At 43.2% G+C, this 22,728-nt stretch carries 16 protein-coding genes; 9 read left to right on the forward strand and 7 right to left on the reverse strand.

Going from position 1 to position 22,728, the window contains the following annotated elements; genetic code table 11:
• Window positions 1-66: 66 nt before the first annotated feature.
• From ACYVIL_RS04035 to ACYVIL_RS04050, 4 genes are all read right to left on the reverse strand, one after another.
• Entirely contained in the window at window positions 67-996 is a 930-nt protein-coding gene (locus ACYVIL_RS04035) for an NAD(P)H-dependent flavin oxidoreductase (protein WP_460311645.1), read from the reverse strand.
• Between the two features lie 118 nt (window positions 997-1,114).
• Window positions 1,115-2,335, reverse strand: coding sequence for a thiolase family protein (locus tag ACYVIL_RS04040; protein ID WP_460311646.1), 1,221 nt, complete (start codon window positions 2,333-2,335; stop codon window positions 1,115-1,117).
• Window positions 2,332-4,041, reverse strand: a complete 1,710-nt coding sequence (paaN, locus tag ACYVIL_RS04045; RefSeq protein WP_460311647.1) for a phenylacetic acid degradation protein PaaN — start codon at window positions 4,039-4,041, stop codon at window positions 2,332-2,334. Before paaN ends, ACYVIL_RS04040 begins: the two co-directional genes overlap by 4 nt.
• A gap of 3 nt (window positions 4,042-4,044) precedes the next feature.
• Complete coding sequence (locus tag ACYVIL_RS04050; RefSeq protein WP_460311648.1) at window positions 4,045-5,193, reverse strand: acetyl-CoA C-acyltransferase; 1,149 nt, start codon at window positions 5,191-5,193, stop codon at window positions 4,045-4,047.
• 637 nt (window positions 5,194-5,830) lie between these two features.
• Here ACYVIL_RS04050 and ACYVIL_RS04055 point away from each other — a divergent pair.
• Window positions 5,831-6,745, forward strand: a complete 915-nt coding sequence (locus ACYVIL_RS04055) for a transglutaminase family protein (RefSeq protein ID WP_303474856.1) — start codon at window positions 5,831-5,833, stop codon at window positions 6,743-6,745.
• 59 nt (window positions 6,746-6,804) lie between these two features.
• Here the strand turns inward: ACYVIL_RS04055 and ACYVIL_RS04060 are convergent, their stop codons facing one another.
• The 3 genes from ACYVIL_RS04060 to ACYVIL_RS04070 all read right to left on the reverse strand — a co-directional run bounded on the left by ACYVIL_RS04060 (window position 6,805) and on the right by ACYVIL_RS04070 (window position 10,867).
• Window positions 6,805-8,748, reverse strand: coding sequence for a fibronectin type III domain-containing protein (locus ACYVIL_RS04060; RefSeq protein WP_460311649.1), 1,944 nt, complete (start codon window positions 8,746-8,748; stop codon window positions 6,805-6,807).
• A 387-nt stretch (window positions 8,749-9,135) separates the two neighbouring features.
• Complete coding sequence (locus tag ACYVIL_RS04065) at window positions 9,136-9,945, reverse strand: response regulator transcription factor (RefSeq protein ID WP_460311650.1); 810 nt, start codon at window positions 9,943-9,945, stop codon at window positions 9,136-9,138.
• A gap of 16 nt (window positions 9,946-9,961) precedes the next feature.
• Window positions 9,962-10,867, reverse strand: a complete 906-nt coding sequence (locus ACYVIL_RS04070) for a LysR substrate-binding domain-containing protein (RefSeq protein WP_460311651.1) — start codon at window positions 10,865-10,867, stop codon at window positions 9,962-9,964.
• A gap of 296 nt (window positions 10,868-11,163) precedes the next feature.
• Between ACYVIL_RS04070 and ACYVIL_RS04075 the strand changes: the two genes are divergently transcribed.
• The 8 genes from ACYVIL_RS04075 (at window position 11,164) to ACYVIL_RS04110 (ending at window position 22,728) form a co-directional block, all read left to right on the forward strand.
• Window positions 11,164-13,602 carry a TonB-dependent receptor gene (locus ACYVIL_RS04075; protein ID WP_303474860.1) on the forward strand — a complete coding sequence of 813 codons (2,439 nt, stop codon included), beginning with the start codon at window positions 11,164-11,166 and terminating at the stop codon, window positions 13,600-13,602.
• A gap of 50 nt (window positions 13,603-13,652) precedes the next feature.
• Entirely contained in the window at window positions 13,653-15,260 is a 1,608-nt protein-coding gene (locus ACYVIL_RS04080) for a tetratricopeptide repeat-containing sulfotransferase family protein (protein ID WP_460311652.1), read from the forward strand.
• A complete protein-coding gene (locus ACYVIL_RS04085; RefSeq protein ID WP_460311653.1) occupies window positions 15,260-16,117 on the forward strand; it encodes a sugar phosphate isomerase/epimerase family protein in 858 nt (285 codons plus the stop codon). Before ACYVIL_RS04080 ends, ACYVIL_RS04085 begins: the two co-directional genes overlap by 1 nt.
• Window positions 16,118-16,210: 93 nt before the next feature.
• Window positions 16,211-17,827: a 5-guanidino-2-oxopentanoate decarboxylase gene (locus ACYVIL_RS04090; protein WP_460311654.1), complete on the forward strand. Its 1,617-nt coding sequence runs from the start codon at window positions 16,211-16,213 to the stop codon at window positions 17,825-17,827.
• Between the two features lie 11 nt (window positions 17,828-17,838).
• The gene (locus ACYVIL_RS04095; RefSeq protein WP_460311655.1) at window positions 17,839-18,813 is read left to right on the forward strand and encodes a 2-hydroxyacid dehydrogenase; all 975 of its coding nucleotides are present in this window, start codon (window positions 17,839-17,841) and stop codon (window positions 18,811-18,813) included.
• Between the two features lie 2 nt (window positions 18,814-18,815).
• On the forward strand, window positions 18,816-20,189 hold the full coding sequence (locus ACYVIL_RS04100; RefSeq protein ID WP_460311656.1) for a YjiH family protein: 1,374 nt from the start codon (window positions 18,816-18,818) through the stop codon (window positions 20,187-20,189).
• Window positions 20,190-20,292: 103 nt separating this feature from the next.
• Complete coding sequence (locus tag ACYVIL_RS04105; RefSeq protein WP_460311657.1) at window positions 20,293-21,435, forward strand: aromatic ring-hydroxylating oxygenase subunit alpha; 1,143 nt, start codon at window positions 20,293-20,295, stop codon at window positions 21,433-21,435.
• A gap of 69 nt (window positions 21,436-21,504) precedes the next feature.
• On the forward strand, window positions 21,505-22,728 hold the full coding sequence (locus ACYVIL_RS04110) for an NAD(P)/FAD-dependent oxidoreductase (RefSeq protein ID WP_303474867.1): 1,224 nt from the start codon (window positions 21,505-21,507) through the stop codon (window positions 22,726-22,728).

Consider the following 22,728-nt stretch of genomic DNA (forward strand, 5'->3'; position numbering starts at 1 on the left):
ATCCCCTTGTTTTATATAATTAAGAAATACTCACGGAAGAACTATCTGTACTTGATATAAGGAGCGTTAAAGGGTCTTGCATTTAAACCGCTCGATAGCTGCACTATATTCAGCGTCTAAATCAGCGACGATATCGGCTACAGATTCAATGGCACGACTGCGTCCTACACCTTGTCCTGCCGCCCAAATATCTTTCCAGCGTTTATTATCTCCTCCCCCTGAATAATCTCTTTTTACGCTATCTGCGAGGGTATCAGGGTCGAGTCCGGCTTTCTGCAAACTTGGTTTCAACCAGGATGCTTTTGTTCCCGTGATAGCTGCCGACACCATAAGATCATCTGCATTTGCTGCTACTACCATCTCTTTATACTCTGCCTGAGCCATACTTTCTTTAGCAGGTAGAAATCGCGTCCCCATATAAACAAAATCGGCACCTGCAGCGATAGCGCCAGCCACGCCGCTGCCGTCAGAAATACCGCCGCCCACAGCAATATAGCCATCAAAAAACTCACGCACCGCTGAAATAAAAGCAAAGGGCGAGAGTTGACCTGTATGACCACCCGCTCCGGCGCTAATACAGGCTAGTCCATCAACCCCGGCCTGGGCCGCTTTTTTGGCCAGCTTTAAATCCACCACATCGGCAAACACCATCCCACCATAAGACTTTACAGTCTCCATTACAGGTTTAGGTGAGCCCAGAGCTGTGATCACAATGGCCGGTTTATACTTAGCCACAAGTTTTAGCTCTTCTTCCAAACGGGTATAAGTTGAATGGGTAATTAAGTTCATTATCCAAGGTGCATCCTCATCGGTTAAAGCGCTGGATATTTTGCTCATCCACTTATCTAATTCTTCAATGGTGCGGGTGTTGGTAGACGGAAACCCGCCACTGATCCCAGCTTTACATGCTGCAATAACCAATTCTGGACCTGAAACGAGAAACATAGGTGCGCAAAATACCGGTAATTTTAAATTTAACGTTTGAACTTCTTTCATTTATAGCATTCTCTTATTTGTATTTTTAGCCAGTTCACTTATTGCTTCGTTCCGCCTTTGAAATAAGCTTTTTCCTTAAATCTTGGAGGTAGAATGCAGATGGATATCAAAAGTGTATTTACACTTTCTCCAACACAGTTACGGTCGTGACTCCTTCTTCAACACCGAGGAACCCTCCGCCATTTTCTGCCACCCCAATACGCGCTCCTTCCACTTGTCTTGGGCCAGCCTCTGCTCGCAATTGGCTGGTTAACTCGTACAGTTGGGCGATACCCGTTGCACCAACAGGATGCCCTTTAGCAAGCAGTCCTCCAGATGGGTTTACGGGTACTCTGCCACCAATCTTGAAGTCTCCTTTTCGTAAAGCCGCCCCCACCTCACCTTGCTCACACAAGCCTAAATTTTCAATTTGTACCAACGTCGAAAACGCCGTGGCATCATGAACCTCAATAACATCAATATCTTTAGGGTCAATTCCGGCTTGCTGGTAAGCAAGTTGTGCCCCCCTGCGACTAATGTGATGGGCATAATCAAATTTGTCTCGTGTAATCGTGCTCAAAAGCGCCAATGAACGAATTCTAACCGCCCGTGACAAACCAATTTGTTTTAGAACCCTTTCGCTACATAGAACCATTGCAGAAGAACCATCACTAACAGGTGCGCACATAGCACGGGTAAAGGGTTGAACGATACTTTTATCCGCTAGCACCTGGGCAACGCTAAAGGGAGTGCGGTACTGTGCATTGGGGTTATGTTGTCCATGGCAGTGGGTATTGGCTGCAATACGAGCAAAATCTTCCTGAGTTGAGCCAAAACTATCCATGTGCACCCGCGCTTGAGCGGCATACAAGTCCATAAACAAACTGCGGTCGGGTCCGGGCTTTTCCCCGCCGATGGATACAATATAATCGAGTACACTTTGTTGGTCATGGATATCAGTACCACCAGCAAATGCAGCGGCCACTTTCTCGGGTCGATCTTTGTAAACCATTTTTTCAGTACCAACCACCAAGGCGATATCGAGCATGCCAGCTTTTATTGCTGTCATCGCCTGGTGCACCGCAGTGGAACCAGATGCACACGCATTTTCTACATTGATAGTGGGGATCCCTTCAATCCCTGCAGCACGCAACGCAATTTGCCCTCGAATGGTATTCTGCCCTTCCAACATTTGCTGCCGGGTATTCGAAAACCATGCGCCTTGCACTGCTTGTTTGTCGATACCTGCATCCTTCAGGGCGGCCTCCACTGATTGAGTGGTTAATGACTTAACACTCTGTTCAATGTGTTTACCAAAAGGCGTCATTGAGGCCCCAACAATGTACACACTTGGGCTCATGCTGCCCCCTCAGAAATCGGTCGACGTCGTTGGGCAATGCGAAATCGAGAAGCCACAAAAGACAGATCTGCTAAACACGCATTTCCTGCAGGATTCAATCCTGTTACGTGATAATCACTGTACGCTGCGGCAAAATTGATCCACATAGCACCGGTGAGATTGATTGTTAAGTTTGCGCCAACTTGTGCATACTCATCGACCCAGCGATGAATAAAATCTTCATCGGTTGAATACAAATAACATGAAATGGTGCCCCGGGTGCGTGCCAGTTCAGTGGCTTCGTGGGCGGCATCATCGCCGCTTTGTGCCGCAACAATAAATAATACGGGACCAAAGCGTTCTTCTGAGTACATTTGTTTGTGAGCAGATGTAGCGGAGATCACAAGTGGCGTGAGCGTTCGTGCATTAGGAAAATCAGGATGAGGATATGCTTCCCCGTGCCGTAAGATTGGTAAACCATGTTTGTTTGCCATTGCTTCAGCTTCTTCGACAACATCAAGACTAACTTGCCCTTGAATGGCTCCCATTATACCCGCGGCGAGTTTAGGGTCGTGGCCAATGGCATCAATTTCATTCACAAGGGTTTGTGCCACCTGCTCAAAACTGGCATGGCCATCTGCTGTTTTAATGCCATCTTTAGGCACATATACGACTTGCGGACTGGTGCACATTTGCGCCGAAAATAAACTCGTCGCTCGGGCTATGGCACGCATGGATTCAGCTAAGTTGTCTACCGACTCCACAACCACGCTGTTTACTCCCGCCGTTTCGGTATAGAGCAGCTTGCGAGTCACAGTGCTTTCCAAATAATGACCGAAACGAGGACTGCCAGTAAAATCGATGATCTGCACATCAGGGTGTTTAATATAGTGTTGTGCAACAGGCTCAGCCAACGTATCGGCCGCCAGAGTGACTAAATTTGGGTCAAACCCAAATTCCGCTAAAGTAGCGCGGCAGGTTTCAACCACAATTGCCATGGGTAAAATAGCGATAGGATGCGGTTTAACCACGACCGGATTGCCGGTGGCTAAGCTGGCGAACATAGCTGGATATGCGTTCCAGGTGGGAAATGATGCACAACAAATCACTAATCCAATCCCCCTGGGCACGAGTGTATAAGTTTTGTCTAGATTCACTTCTTCGCGACCGAAGGTTCTATGGTATTGGGCGCTCGGCGTAACATTATCCATTGCAATAGCGGCGTAAGCTAAGGCTTCAATACCGCGATCCAAGGCATTAGGACCTGAACCACTAAAAGCTTGGGTATAACTTTGCCCAGCCACATGCATGACCGAGTGTGCCATTTCGAAATTTCTGTCGTACATGCGCTGCGCAATTTCCAGGCATAATGCCACCCGTAAATCAGGGCTTGCTTTTGCCCAACTCGTCATGGCCGTTTTTGCTGATCCAATGATGATTTCTGGTTCACAAAGTGGGTATGTGATCCCCAGCTTCTGTTGAGTAAAAGGTGAAACTTCCTCACCTGCCCAACCTTTAATTCCGGGCAGATCCAGTGTAAAAGGTTGATTCAGATGCGCCGTAAATGCGGCTTTTCCTAAATTCGGCTTTTCCGGACCATGTATTTTGGTCGAAGGTGAGTCTTTGAATGGACTCCAGCTTTTCCGAGTTTTGACAGCCTCTATGGCCTGCTCTAGGGTAGTTTGATGCTTTGCGATAATATCAATTGATGTTTGCTGTTCATTCATTACTTATTCCCCTAATCGTTCTACAATCATCGCACTGCCAATACCCGAAGCACCCGCTGCAACCACAAGACCATATCGTCCCTTTGCAACATCTAAGGTATCTAATAGGGTAGAAAGTAATATTGCTCCTGATGCCCCCAGAGGATGGCCTTTTGCTAAATGCCCACCTGAAACATTTACCTTGTCTGCTGACACATCAAAATCACGGATAAACTTGACGATGCTTACAGCGAACGCTTCCATGTATTCAATTCGATCCATGTCATTCAATGACAAACCTGAACGGGATAAAGCTTTTTCCATAGCAGCAATGCCAGCCGTTAACGACTCTGCGGGATCACCACCAACTTCTGCACAAGCAACGATTCGTGCCCGAGGTGGCGCATCTATGGCATCTTTAGTTCCCACCAAAGCTAAGCCCGCGCCGTCTGAAATCGGCGGTGCATGGGCAATAGTGTGGCGATGGTCGATATCCCTACCAAGTATGTCTTTATAGTATTTAGCGGCACCTGCAAAAGCAGGCGCTAGTGATGCTAATGACGCTTGAGTTCCAAGATGCAGACACTCTTCATGGTTTAAACCATTTACTGCAACTCGTGATGCCACTAGCGCGCTATCTTCTGCAGCTTTTGTGCGTTGTTGAGATCTCAGTGCGGCTTGATCAAGTTCTTCTCTGCTTATCCCTTGATCCTCTGCTAATCGATCTGCAGCAAGTGCAACCAATAAATAGCGACTGCGTAGAGGTAAACTTCGGTCAGTGTAAAAATCTGCTTTATCCGCCATAAATGGAACACTAGACATCATCTCTACGCCACCGGCCAAGACGGTTTGTGCTTGCCCAGAGTCAATCATTGCTGCGGCTTGAGAAACTGCAGTAAGTCCAGAGACACAAAAATTGTTGACTGAAAACGCTGTGGTGGAATCTGCTAAATTAGCTCGAAACTTCGATACCAATGCAATGTTTCCCCCTTGGGCACCCACCTGCCCCACGGCTCCTAAAATCAACGCCTCTGGATTGATTTCAGTGGCGGTTCGTTGCTGAATCGCCGTCACTAGCTGAGACACAAGTTCGTCAGGCTTCATTGCTGCCAGCGCCCCGCCCTCTTTCCCTTTCGCTCTTGGGGTTCTTACTGCATCAAAAATATAAGCCATATAGTGTTACCTCCTGCTTTCTAACCCATTGAAACATCACCACAATCAATGTTTGTTTTAAATATCCAAGTAGTTGAATCATCATCACACAACTAAGTATATTTACGCAAGCTAAAATGTTAATAATTTGTATATTTTAAATTTTCAGTTAATAAAAAACACATGAATATGGAATAGTAAGGAAGTTAAAAACCAAATTAGAAAAACGATTCAATATATAACTAAGGATAGTGCTAGAAGAGTCCAAAAGTAGAATTTTTTATAATTAAAACAGTTAACTATTATTTTAGTGATGTTTTATTTTGCTATCATGTAAGCTGTTTATGTGCCAATCTAATAACCACTATTGAGCAAGTTAACCGAGTTATTTTTGTCAGAACAAGCGAGTTGGTGAATTGGAAAGATGGCATCCTTTGATAAGGTAAATGACTTATCATAATTTTCAAAAGAAAAATGAAATTGGTTTTAACTTGCAAGTTAAATACAATAAAACGCTACTTTTTGTGCAATAAATAATTTCACTCCCCCTTGAAACGCCCCCAACAGATTGTAGTTTGCATCATCTGCAAGTAGGGTATAACCTCAATTCTCGGCAGTGTTTGAGTAACACATACTAACTTTGGGACACGATAAACTTATGATACTGCGTATCGAGCACTTAACTCGTCATACATACTCAGGCCCAGTTAGTTTTTCAGGGCACAGTTTGTATCTTCACCCCGTTGAAGGCCATCAGAGGCGGGTTCATAGCTTTTCAATAGCAACAATACCGCCTGCACAACAAAGTTTTATCAGCGATGTTGAAGGCAATTCAGTGGTAAAATGCAACTTTGGTCTTACGGAGTCGGACATCTTAGAATTTAAGACGGTTATTCATGTAGAGATTAATGATGATAACCCTTACGATTTCTTACTTGAGCCATATGCCATTGAATACCCTTTTGATTATCGAGGCGACGATCTGAGATCCTTAACTCCATATCGCTTAGGTGAAGACCAAGTTGATGAAAATGAATCTCAGGTGCTTAGCTGGTTTCAACAAGCAGTTCCCTCCCCGGCAAAACACCCAGATATTGTGCAGTTTTTAACGGATATTAACCAAGCCATTGGTCGCGACATAAGTTACGTGCGCAGAGATGAAGAAGGTATCCAAAGTCCAAATCTCACACTAGCGTCACGTTCAGGCTCGTGTCGAGATATGGCGATGCTATTTATTTCAGCCGTTCGTCAATTGGGGTTAGCCGCCAGGTTTGTGAGCGGGTATTTGTTTGATCCCCCATCTTCCGAGGAAGGCAACCATAGTTTCAATCGCGCAGTGGGTTCAATGCATGCTTGGGCCGAAGTTTATTTACCCGGTGCGGGCTGGAAAGGTTTTGATCCGACTAATGGCATTTTGGCAAACAGCTTTTTTATACCTACTGCCGTTAGCCATAACCCAGATGTTATCGCACCTATCCAAGGTCATTATTTTTCTAAGCACAGCACTGAAGCCGTTTTAGATATTCAATTGCATATTGAAGAAGTAAATATTGCCGACATAAAGCCAGTTTAATCCTCAAAAAAATCAGCTAATAACCTTAGCCGGCTATTAGCTGATAAACAACAACAGATTTATTCGATGGAAAACTCATCAAATAACTGAACATCAGAATTCAGATTAGTTGGGTCAAACACATAACTTTGCACAGTTCCCGTGCCGGTATCCAAAATAGAGAAGACCGATAAGGTATTGCTCGTTACAAATGGTAAATTTGGATAGTCTTCATTTTCCAAACTCATAGGACTAAACACGGTGGGGAAACTCATAACGCGATCTTGTGGGTCGCCATTCGGTGGATAATCTTCAATAGCCCAGCGAGGATTTGCTGAATTCACATCAGCCCAAAAATCCGCATAACTGGAACGTACATCTCTGGTATACACACCGCTACTATCCACATAATAAGCACCGTAGGAATTACCCACGTTCGAGCTTTCTAAATAGTGTAAATCTTCAACCTGAGCACGATTCCATAAGTGTGAGTGCCCGATGTGAACTAAATCAACACCATTTTCCAACAATAAAGGTTCAATATCATTTAACCAGACATCTTGATCAAGTGGGTATTGATAACGCACCTCACTGACATTTGCTAGCATGGGTTCAACGTCATTGGTCCAGGTATCCGCACTCAAAGGAAAGGTGAATTCAGTAATAGATTCATTCCCTTGGGTATCGGTTTCCACTAGTTGCATAACCGGTTGAGATAATACTGGAACGGTATTGTCACCTAAACCAAATACCCCTTGGTGGGCCATAACCACTTTGTATTTTGCATTTTTAAACGCATCCTTTTCCATAACTGATTCTAACCATGCATATTGGTCAGAATCTTTATCAAAGCGTTCAAATAAAAACTCACCAAAGCCCCATTGAGAAGGGTCTTCTAAGGTACTCAAACCCTCTACAAATTTCGATTTACTGGCACCAGACACACTCCAAGAGCGCCATATTCTTGATACATTCATGGAAATAATAAATACGTCACCAAATGCTGTAGCGTAGTATTCTTCACCGCCCTGGCCATCGTCAGGAAAAGAGAAAATATCTAAGAAGCTCGTTTGGTTGTGTGATTGATCAGCAATCCATTGGGCTTTAATGTCTGCATCATCCGTTGGGTTAACGTCGGCTTTAACTTGCTCGTAGGCCGCTTCTGCATACCATGCAGGTTGCGGATCATTGAAGCTACCATTGAGAGAATAATCATCTTCAGTAGGATTATATCGGCCCATAACTTCATGGTTACCTATGGTGCCAAACAACGGTGAATGTTGCAGAATTTCACCTCCATTGTATGGGAAGCCAGGTAGGTATTTTTGATAGTGGCCTTGCAGCGCAGGGAAGAAACCAGGCGCGTTATCTTTTGCTTGGTCAAACCATTCTGAAGCGCGGTCTGGTACATTTACAAAATCCCCGGCGAACAAAACCGCATCAGGTGTACCTACAGTTTCAACCACCTTTTGGTAGTTAGCTACAACGTTCTTTTTTGACTGCAAATCAGACGTTAATAGGATTTTTAACGGTGCATCTTTTGCTGGCGCTGGCGCTAATGTAAAAGTATCACTAGCAAATACAAAACCATCCTCATCTGTACTCGATACTGAATAGTCTAGTCGTACACCTTGGGTCAACCCTTCTGCAGTCGCTTCGTGGCGATAAACCGAACGATAGCTCACGGCATCATAGGTTTTACCAAACTGTTGAGAGGAAGCATCTTCCATCATGCGGCTTAACTGGGTAGTGGTCACATCAGAGGTAGTAGCGTCACCATAAGTCAAAGTGTGTGCAGAACCTTCAAAATTAGTGAACCACACTACATTGACTGAACTATCAGTTGGAACTTGTAGGAATGGGTCAGTTAACATGGTGTGCTCTGCATTCACCATTACAGGGACTTCTACAGGCACTTCAACTGGTACTTCAACCTCAATAATTTTGTCGTCATCACAGGCACTAAGACCCGCTACAAGACAAAGTAACCCTAGCGAACGTGAGTTCGAAAACGTTGTTTTCATTGTAATTATCCCTTCAGATATGAGTTATTTTTTATTTTACGCAAGGTAACCTCAGCCTAAACTGGATTTGGTATACTTGTTGAACATCATGACAAAACACGAAAAATCAGCACAAAACCCACAACGAAGAGTGCGTTTTTAATTCACTATTTTTAATAGAAAGTTTGATTTAGCGTGTGACGTTTAGAATGTGCTTAAACAGCGCGGGGGAAAAACTAGCAGCGAAAAACGACAAATATATTACAAATACAAAGTGTGATAAAAACTTCATAAAACCGAAACATTGTATCCTGTTATTCACCTCATTCCTTATCAAAAAAGACTATACATCTAATTTAATTGAGTATTTTTAGCCTGTAGTGAGAAAATTGAAGATTGCTGAATACGTTACGAAAGACGGGTTAACTGGCCTAAAAAGTAGGAAAAAAGTTCCGAACTGGAACGCAATTTTAGTTTGGCGTATAGCTTGGCCCGATGCACACGCTCGGTACCAGGTGAAATATGTAAATTATCAGCGGCAGATTGTGACGAATGACCAGTTATCACTAATTTAGCAATTTGCCGTTCTCGAGCTGTCAACAGTTCAGGCTCAAAGTTGTTTAGTAAGTAGTTCACGCGAGTAGACACAACAGAAGACAAAGTCTGTCCACCATGGGCGTGTTTAAGCTGAACTATCTCCCAATGTTTGCGAATAAATGCAATGATAACCCTATTGATCTGATTCAAACAATTAAACTCGTCCACCGAAAACTTGGGATTGGGTGAGTGGCGTCCAATACTGAACTGAATAAAACCACTATCGCCGCAGTTTACAAAAAAATACAATAAATCTTCGATACTACTGGGTTGGTAATATGACATGTACATTTGCGAGCTTTTGAACCCCTTTGGCATCAATTCAGACCACAAATACGCACCATCAGAGGCATTATTCATAAATCCCTGATATGCCGGACTGGCCACATAAGCGCCGTCCAAAAAGCGGGCATAAAAGATCTCTTGTTCATGTTCCAGTAAATCTGAAAATAGCAACTCTGGTGGTTTGTCTTTGTTGTAACAAATAGCCGAGCTACTATCGAACTCTGTGGTCGTTTTAAGGAGGTTTACCAAAGAGGCAAAAAACGCCTTTGACCCCAAAGCGTCAATAAGGTTGATTTGGTCTGAAGAACTAAACACATTGTTAGGAGTGCTGTGCATATGGGGGTCCGAAGATTTACATGTCATCTTTGTGGGTTAATAACCATTTTCTAAATTGACGAATGGCGTAATCTTCCTGCCTTTCTTCATCATAAAGTATATGAAACCGTTGTTTGGGGGTGTAAGTTTCCTCACATGCAATGATCAGGTCACCATTTAAAATATCATCTTTGACTAGATATTCAGGCAATATAGAAACCCCAATATTATTTTTTACTGCTTGTAATAAATAGATGAAATAATCAAAATGCTGTCCGCCTATCATTGATATTTCTTTTTCTGTCATACCCGCTTCAAGGAACCATTCATCGGTGGTTGAAATTGCACTACTTTGATGAATAAAATCAAAGTTAGCCACTTCTCCCATGGTCTTGACCGGTTTGCGTCCGCGCAGATATTTAGGGGTACACACGGCCAAATAAGTGTCGTGACGCAGCGGTTCTGCATAATAATGAGGCCAATCACCACTTCCCCAAAGTATGGCAAAATCACAGCGGCGAGTATTGCGGGTCACCGATTCATAATCAGTGCCTAAATCAATTTCGATCTCAGGATAATTAATGTAAAACTCGTTTAACTTGGGCATTAACCAAGCAATAGCAAACGTGGGCTCTGTAACCACTTTCAATTTAACTGTCTTGGTGTAGTCCGTATTGGAACATATTTTCTGAGTAATAGAGTCTAGGCTGTTTAATATCTTATGGACCTCTTCAGCATATTGTTCACCCACAGGGGTTAGTGCTAGCTGGTTATCTTGTCGATAAAATAATTGCCTGCCAATTAAGCTCTCGAGATTCTTAACTTGCCGGCTAACTGCACTTTGGGTCAAGTGCAATGCTTCCCCTGCGTAGGTCATATTTAGATGGTAAGCAACTGCATCAAAACACTGCAAGGAAATAATGCTGGGAAGTTTTCCTCTCACTTAAAATACCTTTACTTTAACGATTGATTACCGCGTGAATGAAAGTATCACGCCCGAAGCGTTGCATTTCACCATACAAGCCGTTGCTTGTGAAATACCTTTTGACCTAAATAAATCGCCAAAGACGCTATATTTTCAGTTAACTTATTGTTTTATAAACCATTCCAAAATGGAATACCGCCAGTCGTTTTCATTGTTTGCGGGCAAAAATGCCACGCTATAGTATTTCTAGCAGCTAAGCGAACTGTATAAAGTGTACTTAATAATTATAAGACTTAATTCTAGGGAGAATTGTGATGTTTAATCCAAATAAGTTGAGAGTTGCGATTTGTTGCGCCTGCCTTGGCTCATCAACATTTAGTTATGCGCAAACAGAGGCTACTACCCAAGATAAAAAGCCGAAAGCAAATGCTATTGAAAAAATATCAGTAACAGCAACACGCCGTGAAACCACAATTCAAGAAGTGCCATACAGCATTTCAGCTTACGGTGGTGAAGCGCTAGAAAATGCCGGAGTGACTGACTTTTCTGCCATAGCTCGCTCTATACCGGGTCTAACTCTTACCGACGTAGGTCGAGGCAAAAATGGTATTTCCTCTGGAATCGTCATGCGCGGGTTAAACCTAACCGGTGGTGCTCAAGAAGATTTCGCGATGACCACAGACCCTGTGGTTTCAGTTTATTTAGGAGAAACGCCGCTTTTCGCTAACCTAGAATTGCGGGATATGAATCGTGTAGAAGTGCTTAAAGGTCCACAGTCAACCTTGTATGGTTCAGGATCATTGGGCGGCACAATGCGCTATATTCCCAACAAACCTGAATTCGATAAAGTTTCAGGTAAAGTTCAGGCAAAAGTATCTAGTACCGATGGCGCTGGTGATTTGAACCACGACCTAGAATTTACGTTAAACGTGCCACTTAGCGACACTTTTGCAGTTCGTGGTGTAGTAACCACCCTTAAAAATGGTGGTTACATCGACAGTGATTACATTGCTGGGTTAGATGAAAATAAACAACCAACCGGTGAATATCAAACAGCTGAAGATATTAATGACGAAGATGTCTCCATGGCCCGTATTTCTGCTCGTTGGTTACCCACCGATGAAACCGAAATATTGCTAACCCATAATTACCAAAAAGATGAAGTACAAGGTTCTTCTGCAACATCTGAAGGTTTAGGCGGTTATAAAACGGCGGCTAAGATATTAGAGCAATTTGAGCGTGAAACCAGCATCACATCACTTGTGATAGAGCATGAGCTAGGCTTCGCCGACTTAACCTCTGCCACCTCATTCACCAGTAATGAAGCAGAAAACATGTATGACCAAAGTTACAACTATGGTCATTCAACTTGGTGGGGCCCCTACTACGTTTCTTACTACGGCTACACTGGCGGAACAGCGCCAGCGTCAGAAATTATCGTTGGTGAAAAAACCTACAAAACCGATACCATCACCCAAGAGTTTCGTTTAACTGGCTCAACCGATGCAAACACTGATTGGCTTTTAGGAGTTTACTACAACTCTGTGGATTTTGAAGCTGAAGCCTACGACTATGTTTATGGTTTAGATGAAGCCTTCAATATCACCAATCCCGTTGGAACAGATGTAGGTTATGGCAATCTTCAAGAAACCGAATTTGAAGACTACGCTATATTTGGTGAAGTAACATATTACCCTACAGATCAAATCAGTGTCACAGCAGGTTTGCGTTATTTTGAACAAAGCTTTTATGCCAAACAAGAAGTATTGCTGCCAGCCTGCGAAGAGTTCTGGAATACGACTTTAGGTTTCTTTACCTGTGGTGATGTTGAAAACTCAGGCATTGATCCGCGCGGCTACGCTGCCGGTGAAGATGAAAAAGATTTCAGCGATTTGCTCTATCGATTTAATGTCGCTTATGACGTCAACTTTGATACTAAGGTTTATTTAAACATCTCCCAAGGCTTCCGCCATGGTGGTGCTAATGGTTTACCCACTACCGGTATTTTTGCCGAAGGTGAAGAATATTTATTCTTTGAGCCAGATAAATCAACTAACTATGAAGTTGGTGTAAAAGGCAGCTTATTAGACGGCGACCTTTACTATAGCGCAACCGCTTACTACATTGATTGGGAAGATCCGATCATGCTTGTGCAATCACCAAATGGTGGTTTCCCAGCAATGATTAACGCCCAAAGTGCAGAGTCCAAAGGCGTTGAGATTGAGCTAAATGCAAACTTATCCGATAACCTAAAACTGAACTTCGGGTATACCTATACCAAAGCTGAGTTAACCGAAGAGTTCACTACACCAGATGGTAATTTTGGCGCAGCTGACGGCGAGACATTGCCCGGTATTCCTGAGTCAACTATTGTCAGTTCACTACTTTACACACAAGAAGTTGGTGAAGGTGTTATGACAGCCCAAATTGGTGTTTCATACAAAGACGAATTTGTTACTGGTTACGCTCAGCCTTCGATTTTTTACGAAACATCTTATGACGAAATTCCTGCATCCACACTATGGAATGCCAGTGTCAGATACGATGTAGAGCAATGGTCGTTCTCTGTGTTTGCTGACAACTTATTCAATGCCGATGATCCAACTGCGTCTGACGGCGACGGTAAATACATCATTGATGCCGCTGCAGGTGAAGTTAAAGCCGGTGAACAATATGATATTAGTCAACTAGGCGACCAATTATATCGTGTTCGTCCACGCACTGTCGGCGCAACTGTTAGTTATAAGTTCTGATAAAATATGCTTTTGTTTCATAAGCTTCGTCTTATAAGAGAGTAAATATTTTGAATCAGTTTAACGCCAACTACCATTCGCTGATTCAGGCAAGCTTGGCCGCTAACGATCTCGATAAAGCGGCCAAACTTTGCACTGAAGGATTGAGCAAAGCACCCAATAATGCACAGTTATGGGTGGACTTGTCAGAGATAAGTATGCGTCTCGGGCAAGCCAAAATGACCATCAATAGCGCCTTAAAAGCGATTAATTGTGAGCCCAACAATATATGGAACATTTTCCATCTTGCGGGCTGTTATTTGCACTTTCAGGCTTTTCCTCCCGCCGTCAAAGCGCTGGATAAAGCCGCGTTGTTGTTAAACGATGATTGCACTGCACAACAGTGGGATAAATTGGGTGAATTGCGTTATATGGCTAATCAACTTGATTTAGCCATCATTGCCCATTCTAGGGCGTTAAAAATTGAACCCGACAGCAAACGCAGTCGCAACCAATTGGCCGCGTTGCTGCGTTTCAAGGGGGATCTGAATGAGTCCGAAGCGCTCTATCGGGAAGTGATTGCACTGCAGCCGGATAATTACCAAGCCTGTTACAACCTATCGCAACTGCGTCGCTTTAAGTCATCAGATAACATATCGGCCCTGCTAGAGGACTGTAAGCAACGTTTAGCCCCTGAGCATAAAGGTCATATTATGCTTGAGTATGCAGCCGGAAAAGTGTTTGAAGACGTTGGAGATTACCAACAAGCTTTCATTCACTACAATCAAGGTGCTGAGATAAAACGCAAGCAAAGACCTTACGATATTGCCCAAGATCAAGCTCTCATGAAAACCGTGGTTGCACTGTCGAAAACGTTACTAGCCCGTGATGCCAATCCAACGCAAAATGCAGCACAAACGCCTATTTTTGTGGTTGGCCTGCCAAGAACCGGCACCACGTTGGTTGAACGTATTATTGCCAGTCACTCCAAAGTGGTCAGTGGTGGCGAACTAAACGCCTTCCCAATGGCCTTGCTTGAAGCAGGCGGTAAACCCATAGCAGCAGGACTGGAAGGACTAGATCAAGATCTTATCCAGAAATTAACTCCTGATGCATTAACCAATATGGCTTCCCGCTATCTGCATTTAGCTAATAACTACGTCAATAATGCGCCGTATTTCGTTGATAAATTACCTTTCAATTTTTTGTACTGTGGACTGATTCTGCAAGCAATTCCCAACGCAAAAATTGTACATGTTAAACGTAATCCTTTTGATGCTGCATTGAGCAACTTCAAAATGTTATTCGACCGTGGTTATGAATACTCTTACAGCCTAACGGATACAGCCGATTTCATTGCTGCTTATAACCACATGATGACGCAATGGAAGTCACAGTTCCCGACACAAATTCATACCATTGAATATGAGTCTCTCGTAAGCTCACAAGAACAAGAAACTGAGAAGTTACTTGCTTTTTGTGGATTGGATTGGGAGTCTGAATGTCTCAATTTCCATCAAAATAATAGCGCTAGCCAAACGGCCAGTGCCAGTCAAGTACGCGAACCTATTTACAGCCGTTCCGTCAATCTATGGCGTCATTTTCAACCGCAACTTACTCCGCTTCTAGACGCCTTCGCGAAACACGGCATTAAGCCAACATCAACCGAGGAACAATAATGGTAAAACTAGATGTTTTCCAATCAATGTGGGCAATGGAATATAAACGCCCTGATGGTTTTGAACTTTCCCTACAGGAAAAAATCCAAAAAATTTCTGACGCTGGCTTCAAAGGCGTAAGTTTTGATATTGGCTATCATCCACTCGACATGATCGAAACAGCCATGCCATTATTGCAAGCCCATGGACTGGAATTGGTGTATAACGCCTTTGTTAAAAGTGTTGAGCATTATGCGGAAATAATCGAATTTGTATCCAAACAACCCATCAAACCACGATTCATTGCCATTGTTGGACAAATTGAACCTTGGGATGTAAAAGAAGTTGCTGACGTAACTAAACAGTGGATTGCAATTGGTGAAAAGGCAGGAATCACCTCACACGTAGAAATACACCGCAACTGCATGACAAACGATTTACACTTTACCCTGCAATTGATGAAACAAGTTCCTGAACTGCTAATGGTCGCTGATTTATCACATACGTTAGTGAATCAAGAGTACTATTTACCCTTACATGATGAAGCCAATCAACGCATCTCTGAGTTTCTCACTCGCGCTGAAGCGTTCCACGGTCGGGTTGCCACACGGGAACAAATTCAGGTGCCTTTTTTGTTTCCACAACATAAACCTTGGTTTGAGTTGTTTCAACAATGGTGGTTAGAAGGGTTTGAAAATTGGATTGCCCGGCACGGCAAACAAAGTGACGATGCTTGCGTATTTTTATGTGAACTCGGACCGCCAGTTTATGCGATTACCGGCGAAGACGGCACCGAGTTAAGTGATCGCTGGCAAGAAGCTCTGGTCATGAAAGAAACAGTTGAACAGTTGTGGCAACAGGCATGCAACAAAATTTAATACTTTAAAGCGTTATACTCCTACTCGTGTCGACTTTGAAAGACCAATTGGGCGTGATAACGAAACCCAAAGAAACATAGGTAAGCTATTTTTATGCAACAACAAACTTGTGGTGAAGCACTTACTCGATTATTACAGGCATATGCTGTCGATACCATTTTCGGCATCCCAGGTGTACATACCATCGAACTTTATCGCGGCTTAAAAGGCGCCACGCTTCAACATATTACCCCTCGACATGAACAAGGTGCAGGCTTTATGGCCGATGGTTATGCCAGAGTCACTGGAAAACCAGGGGTGTGCTTTATTATTACCGGTCCGGGCATGACGAATATTGTTACAGCCATGGGACAAGCATTACAGGATTCTATCCCAATGCTGGTAATATCTTCTGTGAGTCGCACCCAACAATTATCCATGGGTGAAGGTCGGCTGCATGAGTTACCTAATCAGTTAGCCATCACCTCACAAGTATCCCGATATAGTCATACTCTTTTAAGTGTAGATAACTTGCCTAAAGTGTTAGCTCAAGCCTTTGCTGTATTTAACAGTCAACGTCCAGGTCCAGTGCATATCGAGATCCCCATTGATGTACTAGCCCAAGATGCTAGTCACCTCGACATGCAACCTTGGCCAATGCCGCAACCTCCTGCTCCACAGATAAGTAGTATTCAACAAGCAGCAAAACTATTAAACGAAGCAAAGCGTCCGGTGATGATTTTAGGCGGTGGGGCTAAAAATGTAGACTCAGTGGCACAAACCTTAGCTGAAAAACTCAATATGCCAGTTATTAACACCTGTAACGGCAAAGGAATTATCCCCCCAGAACATCCCTTATCTATCGGCTCAACGCCTTCTCACCCAGCAATCCGTGAAGAGTTCGAAAGACAGGCAGATGTGGTTTTAGCGGTAGGGACTGAGCTGGCTGAAACCGATTATGATTTTTTCTTTTTGGGTGATCTGGATATTAAAGGCAAGCTTATTCGGATTGACATCGATAGTGCGCAATTAATGCGTAATCACAAACCTGACTTACCCATTCTCTCTGATGCCCAACAAGCGTTATCTGCCATAAGTGAACAATTAGTGAATAACAGTTCGCAAAATGTGGAGGCGGTTCACACTCGCTGTGACAAATTGCGTACCGATACTCAAGACATGAAAAAATCGATTTATACCGACTTTTTCAAAACCATCACCGACACCTTGGGTGATTGTATTATTGTTGGTGACTCCACTCAGCCAGCTTATTACGCACAAGCATATTATGAGACCAGTCATACCGCGCGCTATTTTCACTCTACCACAGGTTATGGCACCTTAGGTTACGCCTTTCCAGCGGCTATTGGCGCTGCCATTGGAGCTCCAAAAAATCCAGTCATTGGTTTAACCGGTGACGGTGGTGGTCAATTTAGCTTGAACGAAATTATCAGTGCCGTGGATGCCAATATTGCGGTTATCTATATTGTTTGGAATAACCAAGGCCATGGTGAAATTCGTCGTTTTATGGATGACGCTAAAGTTGAGAAAAATGGTGTGGATATCATTCCCCCAAATTACGTAGCGCTGGCGCAAGCCATGGGTTGTCAAGCCGGACACGCTAATGACTTAGTACAGCTAAAAACACTGTTAGAACAGGCGAAATCGATTAACGCGCCATTTTTAATTGAATTAGATGAAGCTGGACTTGACTGCGGCTACGCATTTTAGAGGATTTAGATATGAATGTTTTCCTTACTCGACCCTTGTTTGACACAGCGTTGCTAAAAGTGCGTTTAGCCCAAAACGGCATAAGCTTACAAACCACAGAATCAGACGAGATATGTTCTGAGTCATTGCTGCTTGAGCAAACCAAGCAAGCCGATGCATTGATCACCCATACCGAAGACAATATTGATGCAAACCTAATCGCAAAATTACCTTCGAGTATTAAGTTAATTTCAAACTATGGTATTGGTTTTTCAAATATTGATGTGGAAGCGGCTACCCAAAAAGGCATTCAAGTCACCAATACTCCTACCGAAGAAGCGTTTCATGCAACAGCTGAAGCAACCGTCGCCTTATTGGTATCCATAGCCCGTCAAATTCCAGCTCTAAATGCTGAAAGACGGGCAATGAAAACCGATCCTGAGCCCTCTTTCCAACGCCCTACGGCAGTGTCTATCCGCAACAAAGTTACAGGTGTTGTTGGGTTAGGACGAATTGGCTCTCGTGTTGCCCAAATGATGCACTATGGCTTCAAAAATACCATTATTTATTACGATCTTTATGAAAATAAAGCAATGGAAAAAGACATCGATGCGCGCAAGGTAGCCTTAGAAGAGCTGATGAAAACCGCCGATTTTATTTGCGTAAACATGCCGCTATCAGAGCAAACTTACGATTTGGTTAGCCCTGATATGCTTGCTTTGATGAAACCTGATGCGGTACTGATTAACACCGCTAGAGCGGGACTAGTCAACGAAGATGCTCTAATTGACAGGGTCAATAAAGGGTTGTTACACGGTGCAGGTTTGGATGTATACACCGACAAAGTCAACACTATTACGGCACAAAATGTTGCCTTAACTTCCCACTTTGCAAATTTCGAAAAAGAAGCCTACACCGCAATGACCAATTTGGTCGCAGACAATATCATTGGCTATTTAACCAATGATAAACCGGTAACCCCGGTGAACTCACCGTTAAGAGAATAATAATGATAAAAAATCAAACGACTCTGCAACGAGAAAATAGTTATTCCCCTCTAGTCTGGATAAAGTTATTAGGCTGTTCGCTGTTCGGCGTAGGTTTTTTCCTAGTCCCCTTTGTATATGACGGTTCTTGGACCATAAGCCTGGGAGTGGTCTCAAATCTTTTTTCAGGTTTGATTGGTGAAAACATGAAGTATTTCACCTGTAGTATTTTTATCCTTGGTGCACTTATTTCAATTGTTTACAATTTGCCCCCGCGCTCCTTTGCTGAAAAACTGCCTTTAAGTGAGAAATTTATAGCGTCACACTGGTTTTGGACGTTATTAGCGGTCATCGGTGGGGTTACGTCGGCAATGACATTATTCCAATTTGGGCCCGAATGGGTGTTTGCCAAAGAAACCGGTGTAACTGCTTATATTGATGTTGCAGGCGCTATTTTTCTGTTGATTGGTTTGGGGTGTTTATTTCTTCCTTTTCTCACCGACTATGGCCTGTTGGATTTCATTGGTACATTATTGCAAAAGGGGTTTCAAAAGTTTTTCAACTTACCAGGTAGAGCCACCATTGACACCCTAGCCTCTTGGGTTGGTTCATCCAGTATTGCCGTGGTTATGACGAACTACCAATATATGCAAGGTTATTACAGTGCCAGAGAGTCGGCGGTAATTGCCACCAATTTCTCGGTCGTCTCCATTCCCTTTGTATTGCTAACCGCGCAAGTTGCGGGTATTGAAAGCCACTTTCTACAACTCTATGCCACTATGATTTTCATTTGTGTTTTGTGTGCCATTGTTACCCCTAAACTGCCCCCTCTATCGTCGTTTAAAGATGAGTATTACGGTGGTAACGGTAAACAACTCAATGAAGACGTCAATCATGGTGAAAGTCGTTTCCTTTGGGCATCTCACCGTGCCTTGGCGACGGCCAAGAAAGCGCCCTCACCTGGCAAATCAATTAAGAAAGGTTTCTGGTCAATGCTGGACATTTATTTGATGATGATGCCAGCGGCCATGACCATAGAGTTTTTAACCTTATCGGTTTATTACAATACAGGCATCTTACAAACCCTTAGTTACCCTTTTTATCTACTATTGGAAGCGTTACAAATACCGGAAGCCGAGATGGCCGCACCAGGTATTTTCATTGGGTTACTCGATCAATTTGTACCAACCATTATTGCGGGTGATATCGAGTCGCCTATCACCAAGTTTATATTGGCCGGCTTATCCATTACCCAACTGATATTCTTTGCAGAAACAGCAATACTAATTATGCGTTCAGCCATCCCTTTAACCATTATGCAGCTCATAGCGATATTTATTGTGCGCACGATCATTGCGTTTCCTATATTGGTTTGTGTTGCGCATATGCTGTTTTAGGTTAATTGGGTTCACGTACATAACATTCTTCGTATGTTATGTACGACCAAGCTGTGATTAGATCAGCAATAGAAAAACGAGTTTTAATAATTTGGAGTGAAACATGAGCGACATAACACGAATAACAAGCGAGCATATCAGTGCCCATGGACTTCCGGCTTCCGTATTTAAGGACAGCACTACCTATGATATGGAATGTGATAAATTATTTGCCCAAGGCTGGGCGAGCATAGGTTGTGCTCAACAGATAAGCAAACCAGGTGATATCTTACCTATTCGCATTGCAGGACAGTCATTGATTGCGATGCGCAATAAAAATGGCGAAATAGGCGTATTCCATAACGTTTGTCGTCATAAAGCGGCCCCCTTGGTAGATGAACCATGTAATAAACGCAGTTTAGTTTGCCCCTATCATAAATGGACATTTAAAATTGACGGCAACTTGCTGAGTGCGCCTCGCTACTTCGGAAGTGAAAACAAAGTAATGTCTGAGGAAGATAAAGCTGACAAAAGCCTGATCAGTGTTCGCTTTGCCGTATGGTGGGACATTATTTTTGTCAATATTGATGGCAACGCAGAACCATTTGAAGACTTTATTCGACCTTTAGATGAACAATTGTCTAACTATCCTAAAGACGATATTCATTTAACCAGCAGTACTGATTATTCTGGTGAAGTTAACTGGAAACTTGCTGTAGACAATTTCCTCGACGGCTACCATGTACCATTCGTCCACTCCCAGGCATGTACCTTAGATTCAGTTCTTGATCAACAAGATCTATTTTTATCTGACAATATCGTGGGCTTACATTTAGCCAATGGTGCCAGTGCTAAACCGGCTAAAACAGCAAAACAGTTACCCCACTTCAACGGGCTAGCAGAGGACAAACGCGGTACTCAACAATGGTTTGGCATTTTCCCTAACACCTTGTTTTTTGTAGACCCATGCTGGGTACAGACCATCGTCATTAAACCCATGGGTGCAACTCAAACAGCTGAAACCTTAAATATATATGTGGTAAATGAAGAAGCCGCGAGTGAAGAGTATGCAGCCGAGCGTGAAACCCTCAATGCGGTTTTAAATGAAGTCAATCAGCAAGATATTGAACTGCTCGATAAACTGCAGGTCACCCGTAGCAATGACATTGCCAATCAAGGCCACCTCAACGCTGCTTGGGATCAGGTGAATATGACCTTCCATCAAATGTGGCTGAAAAAAATGACAGCACAAGCAAATGATGAATAGACAACCCGTGATGAATATGAAATCTATACTTTATCCAATTTTGGCTTCAATTGTGGAGTGTCGCACCTTATGAGTTGTATTATTATCGGCGCTAGTCATGCGGGAGTAAATGCCGCAATTAACCTGCGTAATCTGGGATATCAGGGCAAAATCACCTTAATCAGCGCAGATAAGGTGTTGCCTTATCAGCGCCCACCGTTATCAAAAGCCTTTTTGCAAAATACCTTGCCGGAACAACGCTTATGGCTGCGCCCGGAAGCATTTTATCAACAAAAAGAGATTGATTTAATGTTGGGTAAACGGGTGATCTCTATTGACCGTGAGCAGCAAACCGTTGAATTAGATGACGGGCAATGCCTAACGTACGATAAACTCATTTTAGCCACGGGCGCGTCAATACGACGCTTATCAATACCTGGAAGCGATCTCATAGGCGTGCATTATATGCGCGATTGTGAAGATACTATGGGCTTGCGAGATGCATTGCCAGACGCGAAAAATGTGGTAGTCGTGGGCGGTGGCTATATTGGTTTAGAAGTGGCTGCATCACTTCAAAAGCTAGGAAAAAATGTCACCTTACTTCTTAACCAAGAACGTCCGTTAAAGCACCTAACCAGCGCTGTAGTAAGTGATTATCTCAGCGAGTTGCATAAGGCAAATGGTGTCAATATTCAACCCAATGCGGCAGCTCAGGCAATCATCGGAGATGAAAAGGTGACGGCCGTAGAGGCCAGTAATGGTGAATGTTATCCCGCCGATATCGTTGTCGCGGGAATTGGCGTAAACCCAGAACAAGCGTTGGCACAACAATGCGGTTTAGCAATTGATAACGGTATTCAGGTTAATCAATATATGCAAAGCTCAGATGAGAATATCTATGCTATTGGCGATTGCGTTAGCTTCTTTCATCCAATTTATAACCAGCAAATGCGTATTGAATCGGTGCAAAATGCCACAGATCAAGCTAAAACCGCAGCACTGGCTATATGTGATAAATTAACACCTTATACCGCAACCCCGTGGTTTTGGTCTGATCAATATGATGCCAAGCTACAAATTGCTGGTTTGTCTAACGGTTACGATGAATTTGTAGTGCGTAAAGAATCAGAAAATAGTCTCGCTGTGTTTTATTTTTCTAAACAACGATTAATTGCAATTGATGCGATTAATCAACCTAAATCCTTTATGATTACACGAAAGTATCTGCATCAGCTGCCCGCCGTTGATAAGAACAAATTAGCAGATAATGACCAGGATCTTAATACCCTATTTACTGAATTAGTTGGAGTTTGA

The organism is Aliiglaciecola aliphaticivorans (genome assembly GCF_054782055.1).

Excerpts from the sequence above, each read along its gene's own strand:
- ACYVIL_RS04035 (WP_460311645.1), bottom strand. The coding sequence starts at position 996 with ATGAAAGAAGTTCAAACGTTAAATTTAAAATTACCGGTATTTTGCGCA.
- ACYVIL_RS04040 (WP_460311646.1), bottom strand. The coding sequence starts at position 2,335 with ATGAGCCCAAGTGTGTACATTGTTGGGGCCTCAATGACGCCTTTTGGT.
- paaN (WP_460311647.1), bottom strand. The coding sequence starts at position 4,041 with ATGAATGAACAGCAAACATCAATTGATATTATCGCAAAGCATCAAACT.
- ACYVIL_RS04050 (WP_460311648.1), bottom strand. The coding sequence starts at position 5,193 with ATGGCTTATATTTTTGATGCAGTAAGAACCCCAAGAGCGAAAGGGAAA.
- ACYVIL_RS04055 (WP_303474856.1), top strand. The coding sequence starts at position 5,831 with ATGATACTGCGTATCGAGCACTTAACTCGTCATACATACTCAGGCCCA.
- ACYVIL_RS04060 (WP_460311649.1), bottom strand. The coding sequence starts at position 8,748 with ATGAAAACAACGTTTTCGAACTCACGTTCGCTAGGGTTACTTTGTCTT.
- ACYVIL_RS04065 (WP_460311650.1), bottom strand. The coding sequence starts at position 9,945 with ATGCACAGCACTCCTAACAATGTGTTTAGTTCTTCAGACCAAATCAAC.
- ACYVIL_RS04075 (WP_303474860.1), top strand. The coding sequence starts at position 11,164 with ATGTTTAATCCAAATAAGTTGAGAGTTGCGATTTGTTGCGCCTGCCTT.
- ACYVIL_RS04085 (WP_460311653.1), top strand. The coding sequence starts at position 15,260 with ATGGTAAAACTAGATGTTTTCCAATCAATGTGGGCAATGGAATATAAA.
- ACYVIL_RS04090 (WP_460311654.1), top strand. The coding sequence starts at position 16,211 with ATGCAACAACAAACTTGTGGTGAAGCACTTACTCGATTATTACAGGCA.
- ACYVIL_RS04095 (WP_460311655.1), top strand. The coding sequence starts at position 17,839 with ATGAATGTTTTCCTTACTCGACCCTTGTTTGACACAGCGTTGCTAAAA.
- ACYVIL_RS04100 (WP_460311656.1), top strand. The coding sequence starts at position 18,816 with ATGATAAAAAATCAAACGACTCTGCAACGAGAAAATAGTTATTCCCCT.
- ACYVIL_RS04105 (WP_460311657.1), top strand. The coding sequence starts at position 20,293 with ATGAGCGACATAACACGAATAACAAGCGAGCATATCAGTGCCCATGGA.
- ACYVIL_RS04110 (WP_303474867.1), top strand. The coding sequence starts at position 21,505 with ATGAGTTGTATTATTATCGGCGCTAGTCATGCGGGAGTAAATGCCGCA.